General features: G+C 46.4%; 16 protein-coding genes. 2 read left to right on the forward strand and 14 right to left on the reverse strand.

Translation table 11 applies throughout. The annotated features are described in order from the left end of the window. Positions 1 to 7: 7 nt before the first annotated feature. The 10 genes from F0265_RS02430 to nfsA all read right to left on the reverse strand — a co-directional run bounded on the left by F0265_RS02430 (position 8) and on the right by nfsA (position 10353). Positions 8 to 715 (reverse strand): class I SAM-dependent methyltransferase, encoded by a 708-nt coding sequence (locus F0265_RS02430; RefSeq protein ID WP_171747615.1) that lies wholly within the window; start codon positions 713 to 715, stop codon positions 8 to 10. A gap of 90 nt (positions 716 to 805) precedes the next feature. Continuing rightward, positions 806 to 1159, reverse strand: a complete 354-nt coding sequence (locus F0265_RS02435; RefSeq protein WP_171747616.1) for a DUF4144 family protein — start codon at positions 1157 to 1159, stop codon at positions 806 to 808. Positions 1160 to 1403: 244 nt separating this feature from the next. After that, a complete protein-coding gene (locus F0265_RS02440; RefSeq protein WP_171747617.1) occupies positions 1404 to 1694 on the reverse strand; it encodes a hypothetical protein in 291 nt (96 codons plus the stop codon). Further along, positions 1687 to 2649, reverse strand: coding sequence for an alpha/beta hydrolase (locus F0265_RS02445; RefSeq protein WP_171747618.1), 963 nt, complete (start codon positions 2647 to 2649; stop codon positions 1687 to 1689). The genes F0265_RS02440 and F0265_RS02445 overlap by 8 nt, the downstream gene beginning before the upstream one ends. Before the next feature lie 222 nt (positions 2650 to 2871). Continuing rightward, the gene (locus F0265_RS02450) at positions 2872 to 3831 is read right to left on the reverse strand and encodes a hypothetical protein (protein ID WP_171747619.1); all 960 of its coding nucleotides are present in this window, start codon (positions 3829 to 3831) and stop codon (positions 2872 to 2874) included. Between the two features lie 234 nt (positions 3832 to 4065). After that, on the reverse strand, positions 4066 to 5289 hold the full coding sequence (locus tag F0265_RS02455; protein ID WP_038160237.1) for a glycine betaine/L-proline ABC transporter ATP-binding protein: 1224 nt from the start codon (positions 5287 to 5289) through the stop codon (positions 4066 to 4068). After that, complete coding sequence (locus tag F0265_RS02460) at positions 5282 to 6181, reverse strand: proline/glycine betaine ABC transporter permease (protein WP_065742557.1); 900 nt, start codon at positions 6179 to 6181, stop codon at positions 5282 to 5284. The genes F0265_RS02455 and F0265_RS02460 overlap by 8 nt, the downstream gene beginning before the upstream one ends. Positions 6182 to 6254: 73 nt before the next feature. Continuing rightward, complete coding sequence (locus F0265_RS02465; RefSeq protein WP_019276358.1) at positions 6255 to 7253, reverse strand: ABC transporter substrate-binding protein; 999 nt, start codon at positions 7251 to 7253, stop codon at positions 6255 to 6257. A 194-nt stretch (positions 7254 to 7447) separates the two neighbouring features. Continuing rightward, complete coding sequence (locus tag F0265_RS02470) at positions 7448 to 9199, reverse strand: SgrR family transcriptional regulator (RefSeq protein ID WP_040121995.1); 1752 nt, start codon at positions 9197 to 9199, stop codon at positions 7448 to 7450. Between the two features lie 431 nt (positions 9200 to 9630). Beyond that, complete coding sequence (nfsA, locus tag F0265_RS02475) at positions 9631 to 10353, reverse strand: oxygen-insensitive NADPH nitroreductase (RefSeq protein WP_019274906.1); 723 nt, start codon at positions 10351 to 10353, stop codon at positions 9631 to 9633. 156 nt (positions 10354 to 10509) lie between these two features. Here nfsA and F0265_RS02480 point away from each other — a divergent pair, with 156 nt between their 5' ends. Beyond that, on the forward strand, positions 10510 to 11151 hold the full coding sequence (locus F0265_RS02480; RefSeq protein WP_006961614.1) for a MarC family protein: 642 nt from the start codon (positions 10510 to 10512) through the stop codon (positions 11149 to 11151). A gap of 66 nt (positions 11152 to 11217) precedes the next feature. On the opposite strand, the gene F0265_RS02485 is transcribed toward F0265_RS02480, so the two are convergent. From F0265_RS02485 to F0265_RS02495, 3 genes are all read right to left on the reverse strand, one after another. Next, positions 11218 to 11532: an NIPSNAP family protein gene (locus F0265_RS02485; RefSeq protein WP_171747620.1), complete on the reverse strand. Its 315-nt coding sequence runs from the start codon at positions 11530 to 11532 to the stop codon at positions 11218 to 11220. Between the two features lie 68 nt (positions 11533 to 11600). Further along, complete coding sequence (locus tag F0265_RS02490; protein WP_171747621.1) at positions 11601 to 12989, reverse strand: MATE family efflux transporter; 1389 nt, start codon at positions 12987 to 12989, stop codon at positions 11601 to 11603. Between the two features lie 21 nt (positions 12990 to 13010). Continuing rightward, positions 13011 to 13532: an NAD(P)H-dependent oxidoreductase gene (locus F0265_RS02495; protein WP_040122380.1), complete on the reverse strand. Its 522-nt coding sequence runs from the start codon at positions 13530 to 13532 to the stop codon at positions 13011 to 13013. Positions 13533 to 13646: 114 nt separating this feature from the next. Between F0265_RS02495 and F0265_RS02500 the strand changes: the two genes are divergently transcribed. Next, positions 13647 to 14570 (forward strand): LysR family transcriptional regulator, encoded by a 924-nt coding sequence (locus F0265_RS02500; protein WP_171747622.1) that lies wholly within the window; start codon positions 13647 to 13649, stop codon positions 14568 to 14570. A gap of 13 nt (positions 14571 to 14583) precedes the next feature. Here the strand turns inward: F0265_RS02500 and F0265_RS02505 are convergent, their stop codons facing one another. After that, complete coding sequence (locus F0265_RS02505) at positions 14584 to 16587, reverse strand: hypothetical protein (protein WP_345775856.1); 2004 nt, start codon at positions 16585 to 16587, stop codon at positions 14584 to 14586. Positions 16588 to 16713 lie beyond the last annotated feature (126 nt).

Here is a 16713-nt window from a genome sequence, read left to right on the forward strand (position 1 = left end):
AGTTTGATTAGTCTGCGCTTGGCTTTTCACAACGGAAGAAAATGAAATTAGGGTTGTTCTTCAAACGTTGATAGGTAGTTTCACAAACGGATTTCACTTTTTCATCCACGCTACCTTCGGTAATGCGAGATATCTTTAACCCAGACGCACTAATTGCCTCACTGATTTCCATCAGAGAGCGTCGATAGAAGCTCACTTTGACCGGCGTACCGACCGTGTTCCACTCTTCTTCGATGTATTCTCGTTCAAAGTAATTGCCCGAGATTGAACATTCAAAATCTGCAAAAGGGTGGTGGGTTGAAAATACGATGTAACCACCGGGCTTAAGGACTCGATACACATCTGCGAAGACTGGTGTGAGATCTTCGATATAGTGCAACACGAGAGGGCAGACAATGACATCGGCGCTACTGTCTGACTCCTGAGGAAGGCCTTTCGCAATATCCTGTACGTAAGCGCTCACTTGATTGCCTAGTTTGGTTTGCACAAGATCGATCATGTCGCTAGACGCATCAACACAAGTCAGTTGCTTCACCGATTGGCCGATAAACCACTCAGCGTACACGCCTGAACCGCAGCCCATGTCAATAACATCAGCACCTGAAAGGTCATCGAGAAGCGCTATGGTTGAAGGGCGCTCGAGCAAGGCGTTGTAAATGTTGTCCTTGACGACAGCATCGTACTGTTTGGCGTGTTTGGTATACATTTCAGACATGATAGAGACCTTTTGTGTGAGCAGCGAATCTGCCATAGAAGAGAGGAGTATTGTAAGCGCGAATGTCCGGCGTGAACAAATGTTGATCTTTTATTGATCGCGTAAGAATGTGATTGCGGCGTGAATGGAATCAAATTGAATTTTTACAATACACACCTGAGCTTTGCTAAATTCATGTGCCTGAATGAGATTGGTTACGTCAGCCAAACCATAAGTGCCGTGCGGCTTTTTTAGTTCTGGTTGGCCAGAGCTCTCTGTTGCCAGCTTAAAACACTTCCCTTCAGAATCAATAACTAAATCGTTGGAGTCCAGTATGAGAGCTTCTGCCTCAAGGGTGAATGCATCTTTTGAAGCGAGATATAAGAGTTCGTTATCGCCTTCCAATTTGAGTAAACCGGGCCATTGAATCATCTCATGTTCTTTGTTGAATTCAGTATTTATCAAAATTTACACCTTTGAATGACTGGGTGAGACAAATTGGAAACAAGAAATCAAGCCAGCTGCTATTGGTATCGGCTTTCACAGGACTTGTATCGAGTTATACCTTAAAAGTAAAAAGCGCACCACTGCTTGGGTGGGGCGCTTTTTATCTGTTGATTGAGCGAGAGTGTTAAACGCGCTCAGATGTCACCAACTTTTTGAAGAAATCGGATAGATCAATGGTCGCAAGATCTTACTTCCACTGGAACTACTCAAGCTTATCTAGCGCTTGGTAACGATCAAAGTCCACTTTGTTGTAGGTGCCTTCATCGATCTTAATGGTGTGAAACTCGGCCTCACCTTCAGAGTTGATGAAATTAACGTCAAGCCACACCTGATCGTATTCGTCGATTAACCAAACTCGCCACAGCAAGTTAGAATCGATGACACGTTGATAAATTTCATAGGTGTCGTACAGATGGTGATTCACATCCCCAGAAGGACTCTGTAGATCGCTTGGTAGCTTAGTGACTTGAACCAGGTAATCCAATTCAATCATGTCGGTGACCCCTGTTTAATGTACTTGGAATAGAGCTAGCCAGCTCGGCGGCAATACGACTAATACAACGTACTGCTGATTGACTGACAGCAGAAAGCTGATAAAAACCATGTATGACACCTAAATATCGTTCACAATGCGCTTCTACACCATGTTTTAACAGCTGACGGTAAAGCTGCTCACCTTCGTCTCTTAATGGATCAAATTCTGCTGTGATAATAGAAGTTGGAGGCAAACCTCGAAAGTCACCACATAGCAGCGGGTTGAGTTCAGGGTTTGCATCAATGTGCTCTGGGTTTTTATCACTAAGATACATATCAAAACCAGACAGCAGCATTTTGTCGGTAATGATGTAGTCGGTTGCATTGGCTTTGTAGCTGACCGATGAACCGTGCGGATCAAGCATTGGGTAAATAAGAATCTGGCGCTCAGGTAGCCAGTCTTGTCTTTGCTTAAGGCGCATTGCTGTCACTAACGCGAGATGGCCGCCGGCACTATCGCCTACCAAGGAGATACGTTCAGTATCACCACCATATTTCGAGCCCATTTCTCGGATTGCGACAACGGCATTGTAGGCATCGTCGTGAGCTGCAGGATAAGTGTGCTCTGGCGCCAATCGGTATTGAACGCCGATCACCACATTGTTGGACTCGGCCGCAAGTTGACGCAACTGCTGCTCATGGGTGTCAAAGCCTCCGCTGATAAAGCAACCTCCGTGGAAGTAAATCGTTATCGGCAGGTGAGAAGCGTTGCTGGGTCTGAAAATTTTGATCGCAATCCCGTCAACGATATCGATAAACGCTTGCGCCATCTCAGGGCCTTTGCCTGCCAACTCAACTGTTGACTGATATCCTGCGCGTCTCGCGTCAATAGGTTGCTCTGAAGGACAAGGCTTTCCAGCGTCAATGAATCCTTCAACCAGTTCTCGGATACCTGACTCCAAGTGTTCAATCATTATTATTCCTTACCACTAAACTGCATGATATTGATTCTAATTTTATAAATTTAATATGTATATACATACAGTTCGTTTTTGGGAGATAGCGGTCAAATCGCTGTGAATATGGGCTTAACGTAATCTTAAGCAGTGATTGAGGATAAAAATGTGTTTGATGTTATAGAGCACATTTGGGGAGAGAAGAACCATAGGTGGGTAAGGACTGAGTTATCTCAGCTCTCAAGAAGTTTCAAACAGATCGCCTTGAGCTGCCTCTAAACTTCGTCGATGATGATGAGCGCTACCCTGCGGAGTTTCATGAGAGCCAACGCCATGACCATGTTCCAGAACCGTCTCCACGGAAAAACTGGTGATCACGATTTCACCAATGTGGTCTAGCTTAGAGCGAATATTCATGACGCAGCGGATACAAGAGCCATGTTGGAAGCTGATCTGTTTGCTGAGAACATCTTGTTTGAAGCTCAGATCTTTCATCGTAAAGCTGATGTTTTGCCCTTGCCAGATGCCTTTCCATCGATAGTTGCCTTGTCTTAATACTGGCGAAACTATTTCTATTACTGCATTGTCGATGGTTTGAATTGGCAGCCGGTGAGAAGGCAAGACAAATTTTTTGAAAACGGCCCTGCTGATGTGCGACTCGGGCATAGCATCAGAGCCTGATTCGGTAAGTCCATTGATGCCAATTTTGGTGACTTTAGGGTATGCACTAAGATACTTAAACAGGTTGGAACGTCGGGTGATGACCTTATAATTTTCGTTAACCACCTCAGCAACCTTTGACACCGTTTCTGGGGTGACACGTTCAGACTTTACTTCCGCTTTTAGCTTTTCAATTCTCAGCTTACGTTCCTCAATGCTCAAACGCAGTTCTTCTTTTTGTAAACGTTCAAGCTCGGAGTCTGATTTTGGAAGAAGGGGGATAGCCAGCGAGGCAATGCCAACAATTACGGAAAGGATACCAGCGTTCGCGTTGGCGACTTTCCAGATGTCACGCAGACCGCCTTCCTGATGTGCTTCGCTTTCTATCTGAATGTTCTCATCAATTGTGGTGGCAACTTCAAAAAGTATGGCGATGATCTCAGCTTCGCACTGGTGTCGCACCAGTGCATCCATCGAGTGAGAATCGTCGTTGAAGTAATAGTGGACTTGAAATTTATTGGCTGGCACCTGTTTATCCATACAGTATTTTTGGCTTTCCCATACACAATACGGACTAATTTTTTGATTTCAAATGCAACTGCGTGATTATGTTCAAAGTTTGAAGCAATGGCGAAAAGTTAGCCGAGATGGATTGATAGTTTGCTGTGGTAAGGAGGAGTGTTAGAAAGGGCGGCTATTTATACAAAACCCCATACCACAATAGTACGGGGTTCTTGCTTCGTGCTTGCAGAGCCAGCTTGGCTCTCGTTGAGCCTAGGAGACTTTATCCAACTTTGGGGCTGGGGAATCTTCCTCCACTTGATCTGAGAAAATCTCTGCAACGGCACTTCGTTCCAACTCGCCTTGCAGATTACCTTCATCATCAACAACTGGTAGTGAGTAATCACAAGAGATGCTGTCCATCAGTACTTCTTCGATAGCAGCATCTGGAGAAATGGAAGGGACCTCTTCGTAAATCTCTTCGTTAAACTCTTCACTGGAAGTGTCTTTCGCTGCATCCAGTAGGCCTTCTTTGGTCACGACACCCTGATAGCCCTCTTCGGTCACATGATAGGCGTAATCTTGCTTGATGCCTTTCATTTGCTTGATGGCTTCCTGAATATTGGTCGCTGAAATACGATAGGCTGGTGGCTGCATTACGGTTTCGACGGTCAGAGCGCGAGCTCGATTTACGTCTTTTACAAACGCTTCAACGTAGTCGTCGGCAGGATGCAGCAAGATCTCATCAGGTGTACCTTGCTGTACTAACAAGCCATCTTTCAGAATCGCGATGCGGTCGCCAAGTCGGAGTGCTTCGTCCAAATCGTGGGTGATAAATACGATGGTTTTATGCAGCTTCTCTTGCAACTCGATAAGTTGATCTTGCATCTCACTGCGGATTAAAGGATCGAGCGCAGAGAACGCTTCATCCATCAGGAGAATTTCCGCATCAGTACAAAGTGCTCTTGCCAAGCCAACACGCTGCTGCTGACCACCAGACAGTTGCGCTGGGTACTGATTCTCGTAGCCTTTTAGACCAACAGTATCCAGCCATTGTTCGGCTTTGGCGCGTCTTTGCGATTTTTCAATCCCTTGCACTTCAAGCCCGTAAGAGACGTTTTCCACCACTGTTCGGTGCGGTAGTAAACCGAATCGTTGGAAAACCATCGACATCTTGTGACGACGAAACTCTTCCAGCTCTTTTTGATTGAGCTTCATAACGTCTGTGCCTTCGACCAGAATCTGACCTTCGGTTGGGTCGATCAAGCGGTTAAAGTGGCGGATAAGCGTCGATTTACCGGAGCCAGAAAGGCCCATGATGACGAAGATTTCACCTTTGTTGATTTGCAAGTTGATGTCTTTGAGGCCGACCGTGTGGCCTGTATCAGCGAGGACTTTATCTTTGCTCTCGCCCGCTTTTACCCGTTCCATCACAGATTGTGGTTTTCGGCCAAATACCTTATACAAGCCACTGATTTCAATAAGAGGTTTAGTCATGCTTCATGTCTCCTAGATGGGCTTGAGTACGTTTTGCGTAGGCCTGTGACGCACGGTCAAACAGAATCGCCAATGCCACAATGGCAAAGCCGTTAAGTAGTCCTAAAGTGAAGTATTGGTTGGTAATGGATTTTAGTACAGGTTGGCCAAGGCCTTTGACACCAATCATGGATGCAATAACCACCATCGATAGAGACATCATAATGGTTTGGTTGATACCAGCCATAATCGTTGGCATAGCAAGCGGTAATTGTACGCCCCATAGCCTTTGTTTGGCGCTGGCACCAAAGGCCGTCGCTGCTTCAAGCACTTCTTTATCAACCAGTCGAATACCGAGGTTAGTCAGGCGGATAACCGGAGGAATAGCGTAAATGACAACCGCAATCAGCCCCGGAATTTTACCGATACCCAGTAGCATTACGACAGGGATCAGGTATACGAAGGCGGGCATGGTCTGCATGATATCCAACATGGGCGTGACGGCGGATTGGATGCGATTCGAACGTGCCATTGCAATGCCAATCGGGATCCCTAAGGCTATTGAAAGCATGGTACAGACAGTGATGATGCTTAAGGTGCGCATGGTGTCGTCCCACATACCGAAGTAGCCGATCAGTATCAAAGAGACAAAGCAGCCCAGAGTGAGCTTCCATGAACGACTGGCTAGGAAAACTAGGCCAGTACAGACGGCCAGCACCAAGACCCAAGGGGTGGAGAGGAGGAGCTTTTCAAACCAGATCAAGAAAGAAAGCAGTGGGTCGAAGAGAGATTCAATGAACTCACCATGTTCACGGGAGAATTCGCGGTAGGCGCCATCAAGCGTTTTGCGGATAGCCCTAAGATCAGAGCGTTCCATTTCAGGAAAGCTGTTAAACCAGTTTTCTGCAGACATCATTTAATTCCTTTTAAAACCAAAGCCAGACAGGGCTGGCTTTGGAGTACTTCATACGCGTTCTAACGGTCTGTTAAAGCGCGCTTTTTACTTTGTTTGCTACGTCCTGAGATACCCACTTGGTCCAGATTTGCGGATAATCTTCAAGGAAGTAGTACATGGTTTCTTCACCATCAGCTTGATTGTCTTCCATCCAGGCAAGCAGTTGGTTCATATCGGCGTTGGTGAAACCACGTTTGGTAAAGTATTGGTATGCATCCGGTGCGCGTGTCGCGAAAGCTTCGGTTGTGATGGTGTGCACTGGTGATGGTGGATACATAGTGGCTTTAGGCGCTTCACATTCTGCATTAGTGGTACAGTCGATAAATTCTTTTTCATCCACACCGCTACCGAAATCGACCTTAACCATGTCGTACTTACCCAGAACCGCAGTTGGAGCCCAGTAGTAGCCGAACCATGCCTCTTCACGCTCGTAGGCTTTTGCGATGGCACCTGAAAGCCCAGCACTTGAGCCAGGATCAACAATGACAAAGCCAGAGTTATCTAGCTTAAGTGCTTTAAACAAGTTGCCTGCACTGATTTGACAGTTCCAGCCAGCCGGACAGCTGTAGAATGCGGATTTGTCAGGATCTTCAGGGTGTTCAAAGAGGTTAGCGTGCTTTTTGATGCCATCAATGGTTTTCATTTCAGGGTATTGTTTGACCAGATAAGATGGAACCCAGAAACCTTCCTCGCCCCCATCCACTAAGGAGCGACCTGCATAGCGTAATCGTTTTTCCTCGACACCTTTATCTAGTGCGTCTTTCAGGCTGTTGCTCCACAGTTCAGGGGCAACATCAGGCTGACCTTTTTCTATCATGGATGTGCCTGTTGGCATGGTATCACCCGGTATCAGCTCTGCTTCACAATCGTAGCCATGTTCAAGAATAAAGCGGTCAATATTGGCAATAAGACTGGCTGAATTCCAGTTCATGTCGGCAATGGTGACTTTGCCACATTCATTGGCTGAAGCCTGAGAAATAAAGGCTGCGTTGGCGGCAACTAAAGCTAACGCTGCAGTAGTGTATTTCATTTCGAATTCCTTTCTGATGTATACAAGCACAGAGTAGTAAAAAAATGTTTAGAGTTCAAATGATTACTTTGTTAGTTATAAGAAGTGAGAGATTGGTTTTAGCGGCTGTGTTTCAGGTTTTATATTAAAAAGGGAGAATTCAAGCTGAATTCTCCCTTAGTGTACTAAATATAAGAGTACAAATGATTTCTGGGCTAGTCAGCCGACCATACGTTTCTGATGTCTGGCCAGCCCCAGTTGGTCAGTTCTACATCTTTGAGTACTCCGTGGAAACGCAGTGTCTGACGGTGGTGAAAAAGCGGTGTTAGCCAGTACTGATTGATCAGGGCGGAAGCGATGGGTTCCAGTGCATCCAAGTATTGATGTAGCGGTGTTTGCGATCTTAGTGTATTGAGTGATTGAGTGAGCCAGCGTTTTGAATCTTCACCGATACAGCGTTGTAGAACTGGATTATGGTACAGGCTGTTAAATGCGGAGGCGTGCCGATTATCGTCCAGATTGATGTTGGTGATGATCATAGACTCGTTAAGCTGCTGGCTTTGAGCAAGTTCATTGAGTTCTCGATAAGAATAGGTATTTACCTCAACTTTTACGCCCAATTTTGCCAATATCGCTTTGACAGCAAAGGCACAGTTTCTCAACACCGTATAGTCGTAGACAGCAATATCAAGTTGTTGAGGCAGCGCTACGTTGGCCGCTTCTGGACGAATAATCGGATGCCACATTGGCAGCATGTTCTGCGCGATTTCGCAGCCAAACAGTGTCTGACTCGATTTGAGCTGTTCAAAAACACGAGACGAACTTAAATGTGAAGACAGGTAGCGTCGCTGAGCATCATTAAGAGTGGTGGAGGCAATCTGGTTGAACAGTATGAACATACAGCCATCTTCTATACGAGTCTGCTGAGTGTCATTGCGCACTTTCACGTCCACCGCGTGAGAGAGGTAATAATTGCACTCGCTGCTTTCTTGAGCGCCGGGCTGGTTAGTTTGTATCTGCTTGTTGGCCAATTCACTTTCATCAAGCTTCCAGATAGTGACTTGATCGGTTAACGCGCGGCAGCCATAGTAACGCTCGAAGGCCTCTAGGCAAAGGCGAGTTTGTGAATGTTCACTTACCTGAAAGGGGCCAGAACCAATCACTGCGTAACTGTGGGCATTGTTGACTTGGCTGGTTGGCTGAATCGCATATTTTACGCCAGAGATAAGGCCACCGAAGCCTTGATCGGGTTCTGAAAGCTGGAACACGACCTTATTTGCCATCGGAGAAGTAACGCTGACTAAATGAGAGAGTTCACTCTGGTAATTAGCTAGGGTGGAGAGTTTGGCGAACAGGCTTACAATACTGTCTGCGTCTATCGCTGCGCCGTTGTGAAATGTGAGGGCAGGCCTGAGATAAAACGTCCATTGATAGTGAGTCTCATCGTATTGCCAATGATGTGCGAGCTGAGGCTCTAAGTTGCCTTCGGAGTCACTGCTTACCAAGCAGCAATAAATCTGGCGCAGTAAGTATCGCTCACTGGAACGCTGTAATTGATGAGGCACTAAGCGTTCAAAAGGGCGTTTGTAGGTCAGCTGAATATGAAGCAATCCTTCTCTGAGTGACGCACCCGATGTGCTTTGTAGCAAGCGGCCAAATGCGGTTTCATCATCATCGAGAATGCTGAGGGCTTTCTCATACTTCCCTTCCAGAATACGCTTGGCAGCCAGTTGGGATTTCAGTTCATCCAGCGGATGGTTGAGCAGCAAACCAGAACGTTGGTTTCGTCCGACTTTAGGTGACCATTCCAACCACTCTAGTTGTTGCATTTGATTGAGTAAATTGCGCGCATGGCGAGGGCTGGTAAACAACATCTCAGCGACTTGGGGCAAGGCGGTTTTTATCTCCTCTCCAACGCCTAATGGTTCGAGGCGAGAGTAGTAACGCAATAAATTTAAATCCGACACAAGTACTCCAGATAGCAGAAAAATAAGCACTGCTTAGCCATTTGATTTCCCTATTTTACAAAATCTTGCCCAATAATGCTTTGTCTGAGCGCATGATTGATAAAAACAGGAAGGAAAAACTATAAATCTCTCGGTTTTTCTGTTCCGGTTTAAAGGGAATAATAAACGGGTCAACACAAACAAGCTGAGAGAAGAAAGATGGACTATAGCAAGCAGAGAAATCTGGTCTCGTACTACCATGAGAGGTTGGAAAAAACGGATTCTTGGTTGGAACGTTCAGCGATTCTGGCCTTGATACAACTTTGCCACTGGTAAGTGGCTAAAGACAGCAGCACTGGCAGGCAAACATGCTCCTAAAACCCCCACGAACATGATTGGCAGTGCTGCTCTTTTTACCACGCATTCAGGCCCGTGCCTGAGTCTGCTAAGTGTTACTTTTTGGCTAAGCCTTTGCTGTTTAGATAACCTTTGATGTGCGGACGGGACTCGCCAGCGAGTTTGCCTGTGACTTGCTCAGACCATGTACTTTGTTTTTGGTTGCTGCTACGGCCTGCGTAGTAGGTCTGCATTGTTTCATCGTACTCACGAATATCGTCTAGATTCAGAGGCTGATACTCGTTTTCATGCACAATGACGTGCGCAGGAAGGCGCGGTTTGATTTCAGGGTTTTGATCTGGATGACCTAAACACAGCCCAAACAATACCGCGCTGTTGGCTGGCAGATTCAGTAACTGGTCAACTTCCTCAGCACAGCTTCTCAAACCGCCAATGTAAACACCGCCCAACCCGAGTGATTCGGCTGCCACTAAGCAATTTTGCGCCATGATGCCGCAATCTACTGCCCCGATCAGTGTCAGCTCAGTAAATTCAGGTTTTACCTGCGGGTTAATTTCAAAATGTCTCTGATAATCAATACAAAATACAAGAAACTCTGCCGCGCTTTCTACGTAAGGCTGATCGCCTGCTAGATGCGCTAACGCCTTGCGCTTTTCTTTATCCGTGACGCGGATGATCGACACAACTTGCAACATGCTGGAAGACGAAGCTGCAAGGCCAGACTGAATAATGGTGTCTAGCTGAGATGAATCGATGGCCTGATCGGTAAATTTACGGATCGAACGGTGAGACAGGATAGTGTCTATCGTCGGTGTCATGGCTGAGTCCTTTGCTCTTGGTATAAATTGCTTGTGCAACATATCGAGTATGCGTTGAAATGTCGAGTCAGAGATCACTTAGTTGTCACTTTTCTGTTTCACAGTTATGGTCTCCTTCTATACTGAAATCGAAAATTTATAGAATAAGAAGGACTTATGAAAGAATTAGTCGTGCATGCTGTTACTGTGTTTATGGGTTTTTTCGCCATCATGAACCCGATTGCCAACATTCCTATTTTTCTTGGCTTGACCAGCGATGATGACCGACAGACGGTAAAATCGATTGCTTTTCGTTCGGTTTTCTTTGCTTTTGTGATTGTTTCAGTGTTTGCCATTTCAGGGAAACTGATTTTTGATTTGTTTGGCATCACGTTGTACGCGCTGCGCATCACTGGGGGAATCTTGGTGTTCCTGATTGGTTTTCATATGCTGCAAGGCAATTCCACTCATCATAAAACCAAGGAAAAAGCCTATTCTCCAGAGCAGCAGCAAGCGGCTTTGAGTGTTGCGGTTTCTCCGCTTGCGATGCCTATTCTTGCTGGTCCTGGCACGATAGCCACAGCAATGAACTTTGCCACGACAGGTGGCTTTGACCAGACGATCATTACTATCGTCGCGTTCGGGGTATTGTGCGTTATCACTTACGTTCTTTTCTTGTTTGGTAACAAGCTGGTGAAAGCCGTTGGCCCAAGTGCGCTGAACGTGGTGACTAAAATGATGGGTTTGATTCTAGCGGTGATTGGTACTCAGATGCTGATAGAAGGGTTGGCGGAAGCTTATAAAACTGTCTTTGTTTAAGCACTTTTGAATTGATACATGTAGGCCATCCTGATGGATGGCCTTTTTAATGCGTTCAATTCGTGATCAGATGCCCGAAGGCGTCAATACACGTACTGTGACGGAGTCTTGGTCGATATGCTCAAATACCCGTGGGCGAATTTCGTTGATCCACCACTCGTTGTACGTTTCCGCGTAGATTTTTTCGCGTGATGCTTCATCGTCAAATTCGCGTAACCAGATAAAGTAATTTTCTCCGTCTTCACCCTTGTGAATATAGGTATTGAGTACTTTCATGCCTTTAGAGATCTGATACGGAAGAATTTCCTCGTGCATCCAGTCTAGCCATTGTTGAGTCATGCCGGGTTTGAGCTTGTATTCACGAAGTTCAATGAGTTTCAAAGTGTCATCCACTGGTAGATAAAGTGATGTTTCTTGTTGTAATCCGATTTCACAACAAACGCAATATTTTACGTCAGACGAAACAAGGTTTTGACATCACGCCAGTAATCGAGCATTGGGGAGCGGCTGAGCAAGGACGATTGATGAGCTTCAAGCCATTGTTCTAGAAGGCGCTTAGCGTACATTGCGCCGACAATATTGGCTGTGCTAATCGCTATCCAGATAAACTCGCTGCCAAATTGCGCGCCGAGCAACGCTAGCGGTATGGTGAGCACTAGCGACTTAACCAGAGTCAGTTTGAGCGACATCTTAGCTTGCTGAACGCCATTAAGAAATGCGCTAGTGATGAGCACCAATCCGTAGGCTGGGAATGACACACCCACCAGAATAAAGTACCAACGGCCATGCTCGATAATGTCGCTATTGGTTGAGAAAATAGCCATAATGGAGTCGATTGAGAAGGCAACAATGGCAAACACCATCACTCCCCAATAGACGGTCATTCTTCCTGAGTAAGCGATCACCTTATCCAATCTTTGCTTCTCTTGAGCGCCATAATTCTGGGCGACAAATGGCGTTAGAATCACGCTCAAAGAGAGTATGCCCGTTAACAACAAAGATTCGATGCGAGTCGCAATACCATAGGCAGCAATGGCGCTATCGCCATATTGCGCGACCAGACTGGTGATCACGGCGATGGCGACAGGGTTTAAAATCTGTGCGGCGATCGCTGGGGAAGAGATGGTAAGCACTTCTTTAACTTGTGTGCTGACGTCAAACATTGAGCGCAGGGAGAGCAGGGCGTTTTTGTAGAGCAAACCGAGCATGAGAAGCAGGATCACCAGCCAGGAAATCAAGGTCGCGATCGCGGCGCCCATTAAGCCGAGCTCAGGAAAAGGCCCTTTGCCGAAAATAAGTAGATAGTCGAATATGACATTGGTAATACCGCCAAGCGCCATCACTAAGGTGGTTTGAACCATGATCCCTTTTGCCATCAAAGCCGAGTTGGCAATCAGTCCACCGACCAGAACGAACATACCGAGGTAGAGTGGGCCCATGTATTGGGCAACAAGGCCAATGGTCGATGAGTTTGCACCAAGCAGTGCAAAGGTAGTAGGTAACGCGGAATATCCAACTAAGCCCAGCACAAGGGTGGCACCACTAAACAGCAGTACAGACAAGCTGGTCAGGGATTGTGCTTTACGCTGATTATTTTCCCCTAATGCTTTTCCAACTGTTGCTGAAACGCCAGAGGCAATGCCCATAAACAGACTGACGATCAGAATATAGACGGGATAGGCAAAGCTCATTGCAGCCAGAGGTTGAGTGCCAAGTTGGCCAACAAAGTAGCTGTCGACCAGTTGAAAGAGAAAGGTCATCAGCATGCCGAAGGCAGCTGGTGCTGCCATCGAAAGTAATGCTGTTTTGACGGGCTTAGTGAGAAGTGGATGAGACATGGCGAAGTTTGCTAAGGTTGACTAAAGCGTTTCTACGATATCAAGCAGTTTCTGATTGAACTCTTGATTGCTCACTGTGCCTTTTTCTAAATCGAAATTGTCGTAAAAGCTTGGTAATGACAGAGCGCCTTTCACTTCGGCAGCAAAATAGGGTGCTGAACCTTGAGCTGCGCCTAGTACACTGCTTGCACCACCTGGGCCAGGTGACGTGGCTAGCATGATGACAGGTTTATTTTGGAACACTTTCATGTCAATGCGTGACGTCCAGTCAAACAGGTTTTTATACGCTGCAGTGTATGAGCCGTTATGTTCAGCAAAAGAAATCACCACTACATCCGCTTCACCGATGGCTTTGAAAAATTGCTGTGCCTGTTGTGGGGAGCCGAGCTCTTTTTCTCTGTCTTCACTGAAGAGAGGCATCTCGAAATCGTTTATATCAAGTAGTGAAATGTCTGCGTCTTTTATCTGCTTCGCTGCGTAGAAAGCGAGTTGCTGGTTAATTGAGTTTTTGCTGTTACTTGCGCCAAATGCCAATACTTTCATCATCATTTCCTCATTCATCTTTGCGTTGAGTTAACTATAAGTTGATTCCTGTTGTTGATTAATAGGGTAAATGTGTAATGATTGTTTCCATATGGCTTTTAATTGGGTTGGAAAATGAAAACAAACCTGCTAGACGGAATGGTGATCTTTGTACACGTTGTGGACACTGGCAGCTTTACCAATGCGGCACAGGCCACAGGCCATTCGACCTCTTACATCAGTAAAGAAATCTCTAAGTTAGAAGAACGCCTTGGGGTTCGGCTGATGCATCGCACCACTCGTACTTTGAGCCTGACTCCTGAAGGCGAGTTGTATTATGAAAGTTGTAAGCAACTGGTTGAAAGTGCAGGAGAAGTCGAGAACGCTCTTGGTGGCAAACAAAGTGAACCTCAAGGACACCTCAGAATTAGCTGCCCGGTCAGTTTTGGCATAGTGGAACTCAGCCCTATGTTGGCTAAGTTTATGGTTCAGTACCCGAAAGTAACGTTTGAAGTGGATTTAAGTGATCGCAAAGTTGATCTTGTGGCTGAAGGTGTTGATGTGGCAGTGCGCGCGGTGCATAAAGCCGCAGATTCAAGCTTGATCAGCCGCCGAATAAAAACCGCGAGGTCCGTGACGGTTGCCGCTCCAAGTTATCTGAGAAAATATGGCACGCCCAAGCACCCTTCCGAACTCAGTCAACATAAAGCCATTACTTACAGCTACCAAAAGAACCCGAATGTTTGGGAATACAGCGACTCTGACGGTCAATCCATTAAAGTGGACGTAGTGAGTGTTTTCTCGGCCAACAGCCCTGAAATGGAGATGGGAATGTGCGTGGAAGGGATTGGGATAACGCGTCTTCCTGAAGAGCACACCAGAGAAGCTATCGCTACAGGTCGGCTGGTGGAATTATTTAGCGATCTTCCCAAACACAAAATCGATCTCTGCCTCGTGTACCCGAGCCGAAAACACATGTCCGCTAAGGTTAGAACGTTCATCGACTTTATGGCTGAGAATCTCGCTACAACGTGTACTCACAAAGTAAAGGGAGGCTAGGCCTCCCTTAGGGCTAAAGCGCTTTGTATAGTTGCACTCTGTCACCACGGTTTGTGCCGTTTATGTAGACTCCTGTAATCTGGCTAGCCTGTGTCGCTGTTGAAGGGCTCCAGTTTAACGTGACATCATTAAACGCCTGCGCTGAACTTGCCGATGTTCCTGTTTGAGTCAGCACATAACCTAAGCTGGTTGAGTTCCAGTGAGAGGTCGAGGTTTTTTCCCAGTTCTCAAGCAGCTCCTTGGTCACCAATTGAGAAGCAACTTTTAGCTTAGGCCCTGAGATATTGGCGAACTGGAAGTAATCTACCCCACTTTTGTTAATGGCTATCGCTTTGTCGTTTTGGACAAACAGATTCGTTGTCTGGCTCGCGTCAAAGCTGATTTGCTTAGCGATTTCTCGCTTAACATTGTCGAGCAGGTAGACGCTGGTGGCAGTGATGGCAACGGTGAACGCGCCGTTGGGAGATGAGTCCATCAGCTTGACTTGGCCGTCGAGATTAACAGAGCCAAGTTGCTGAGTATTAGGCGCTTTATCTGTCCAAATGATTTTGTTTTCCGATGCCAGTGCCATCACTATTTGACCGCCAGAAGCGAAGCTGGCATTTAAGACGTCGGTGACATTCAATGCTAATCGTTCGGTTAGAGTCTTGGTTTCAACTAACTTAGGCGCAGATTGACGATTATCCGAGATAATCAGAATTTCATTATCATCTTTGGAGAAGACGATGGTTTTCTCATTAGAATCTAACGTGTAGGTAATGGACTCCATGCTGAGTGTGGTGGCATCTAAGCGGCGTAGCTGATCCCCGTTTGCATTTAATCCGTCATCCAACTTAGCAATCATAGTGCCTTGCTGATAGAGAGGATGCATCCACTCAAAGTTATCGTTGTAGCAGGAAGACGCAGACAGCGGAACGGTTGGTGGAGCAGGTGGTGGAGTCACAGGGAGCTCACTTCCTGAGGCACCTCCGTACGCATCAATTTGCAATTTCCGCGTTGCTGTTCTGACGGCAACGTTGGTATTCGGGTTGCCCGTTTTGTCCTGCAGGCTGGTCAGAAATATGCCGTTACCCCCTGTCGTATTGCAGACGAAGCTCTGGTTTCGTGCGCCATTAGGCTCGTACAGTTTGTACGACTGAACACTGTTGAGCGCGGGAACCACTTCCTTGAGCGTGTTGGAAGTATCCTGTTGATATCCAGGAAGTTTGTTGGCATTTCCGCCATAATGGTCATCATCGTCATGCTCATCTTCATCGTCGTCATCATAAGAAGCGATACTACGAGAACTAAATGATGAACTTGAAGCACCGATTGCAACCGATTGTTTTGTCGCCGTGTCCAGCTCTCGAACATTATCTCGCGCGTCAACGTAGATTATTCTGCTGTTGGCTGGATTAAGGGCGATAGATTTCATAGCGGCCAAGCCAGCATCGCTTTGTGACCCATGAATTAACAGTGAACCATCAAAACTGACGTGGCGTGATGTTTGAGTTGCCAGATTTATTGAGGAAAGATCAAGCGTCTTGTGTTCAATCATAGCATCGAGAGCTTGGGCAATGTTCACCATTGGCGAACTGCTTGAGCCCTGGGTCTGAGCTTGTTTCAGCGATGCCATCAGAAGATTTGTCGCTTGCTGAGGGCCATGGCTGACGTCCACCGATGTGAAGTCGACGCCTACGTGTTGACCTAGCACAGACTGTAGGTAAATCTTTGATTTTTCTACACTACCACTCGTTGATGGGTTGTATAACATCTCACTGTGGAGCAGAGTCGTGAAGGGAGAAATGATACTCAATTCAGCGGGAGAGGTTAGTATTGCCCCATTGGCATCGATCATTCTCGAATAGCCGCTCGTAACCGCCACTTGTTTCTCATAATTACTACAGCTGCCATCAAGGTCAGTATCCGCACAGGATGCCATACTTTGGTAGCTGTATGTGCTGGCTGTTGCCGCCGATGATGAACTTCCAGATTCTCCGCCACCACCGCATGCGGATAGAGCTATAGCACTAGACACAGCAAGGGCTACACTGCATATTGTTGTATTCTTAAGCATGTTAAACCAATAATCTTGTCAATTAATATAAAACCTAGCATTTATCCCTATTATTTAATCACCATGTGAAATAAAAGATCAAATGAT

It is taken from the genome of Vibrio sp. RE88 (assembly GCF_013113835.1).
Taxonomy (GTDB): domain Bacteria; phylum Pseudomonadota; class Gammaproteobacteria; order Enterobacterales; family Vibrionaceae; genus Vibrio.

What these genes read in the sequence shown, in the direction of transcription:
- F0265_RS02430 (WP_171747615.1), bottom strand. Translation starts at nt 715, where the DNA reads ATGTCTGAAATGTATACCAAACACGCCAAACAGTACGATGCTGTCGTC.
- F0265_RS02440 (WP_171747617.1), bottom strand. Translation starts at nt 1,694, where the DNA reads ATGATTGAATTGGATTACCTGGTTCAAGTCACTAAGCTACCAAGCGAT.
- F0265_RS02445 (WP_171747618.1), bottom strand. Translation starts at nt 2,649, where the DNA reads ATGATTGAACACTTGGAGTCAGGTATCCGAGAACTGGTTGAAGGATTC.
- F0265_RS02450 (WP_171747619.1), bottom strand. Translation starts at nt 3,831, where the DNA reads ATGGATAAACAGGTGCCAGCCAATAAATTTCAAGTCCACTATTACTTC.
- F0265_RS02455 (WP_038160237.1), bottom strand. Translation starts at nt 5,289, where the DNA reads ATGACTAAACCTCTTATTGAAATCAGTGGCTTGTATAAGGTATTTGGC.
- F0265_RS02460 (WP_065742557.1), bottom strand. Translation starts at nt 6,181, where the DNA reads ATGTCTGCAGAAAACTGGTTTAACAGCTTTCCTGAAATGGAACGCTCT.
- F0265_RS02465 (WP_019276358.1), bottom strand. Translation starts at nt 7,253, where the DNA reads ATGAAATACACTACTGCAGCGTTAGCTTTAGTTGCCGCCAACGCAGCC.
- nfsA (WP_019274906.1), bottom strand. Translation starts at nt 10,353, where the DNA reads ATGACACCGACGATAGACACTATCCTGTCTCACCGTTCGATCCGTAAA.
- F0265_RS02480 (WP_006961614.1), top strand. Translation starts at nt 10,510, where the DNA reads ATGAAAGAATTAGTCGTGCATGCTGTTACTGTGTTTATGGGTTTTTTC.
- F0265_RS02490 (WP_171747621.1), bottom strand. Translation starts at nt 12,989, where the DNA reads ATGTCTCATCCACTTCTCACTAAGCCCGTCAAAACAGCATTACTTTCG.
- F0265_RS02495 (WP_040122380.1), bottom strand. Translation starts at nt 13,532, where the DNA reads ATGAAAGTATTGGCATTTGGCGCAAGTAACAGCAAAAACTCAATTAAC.
- F0265_RS02500 (WP_171747622.1), top strand. Translation starts at nt 13,647, where the DNA reads ATGAAAACAAACCTGCTAGACGGAATGGTGATCTTTGTACACGTTGTG.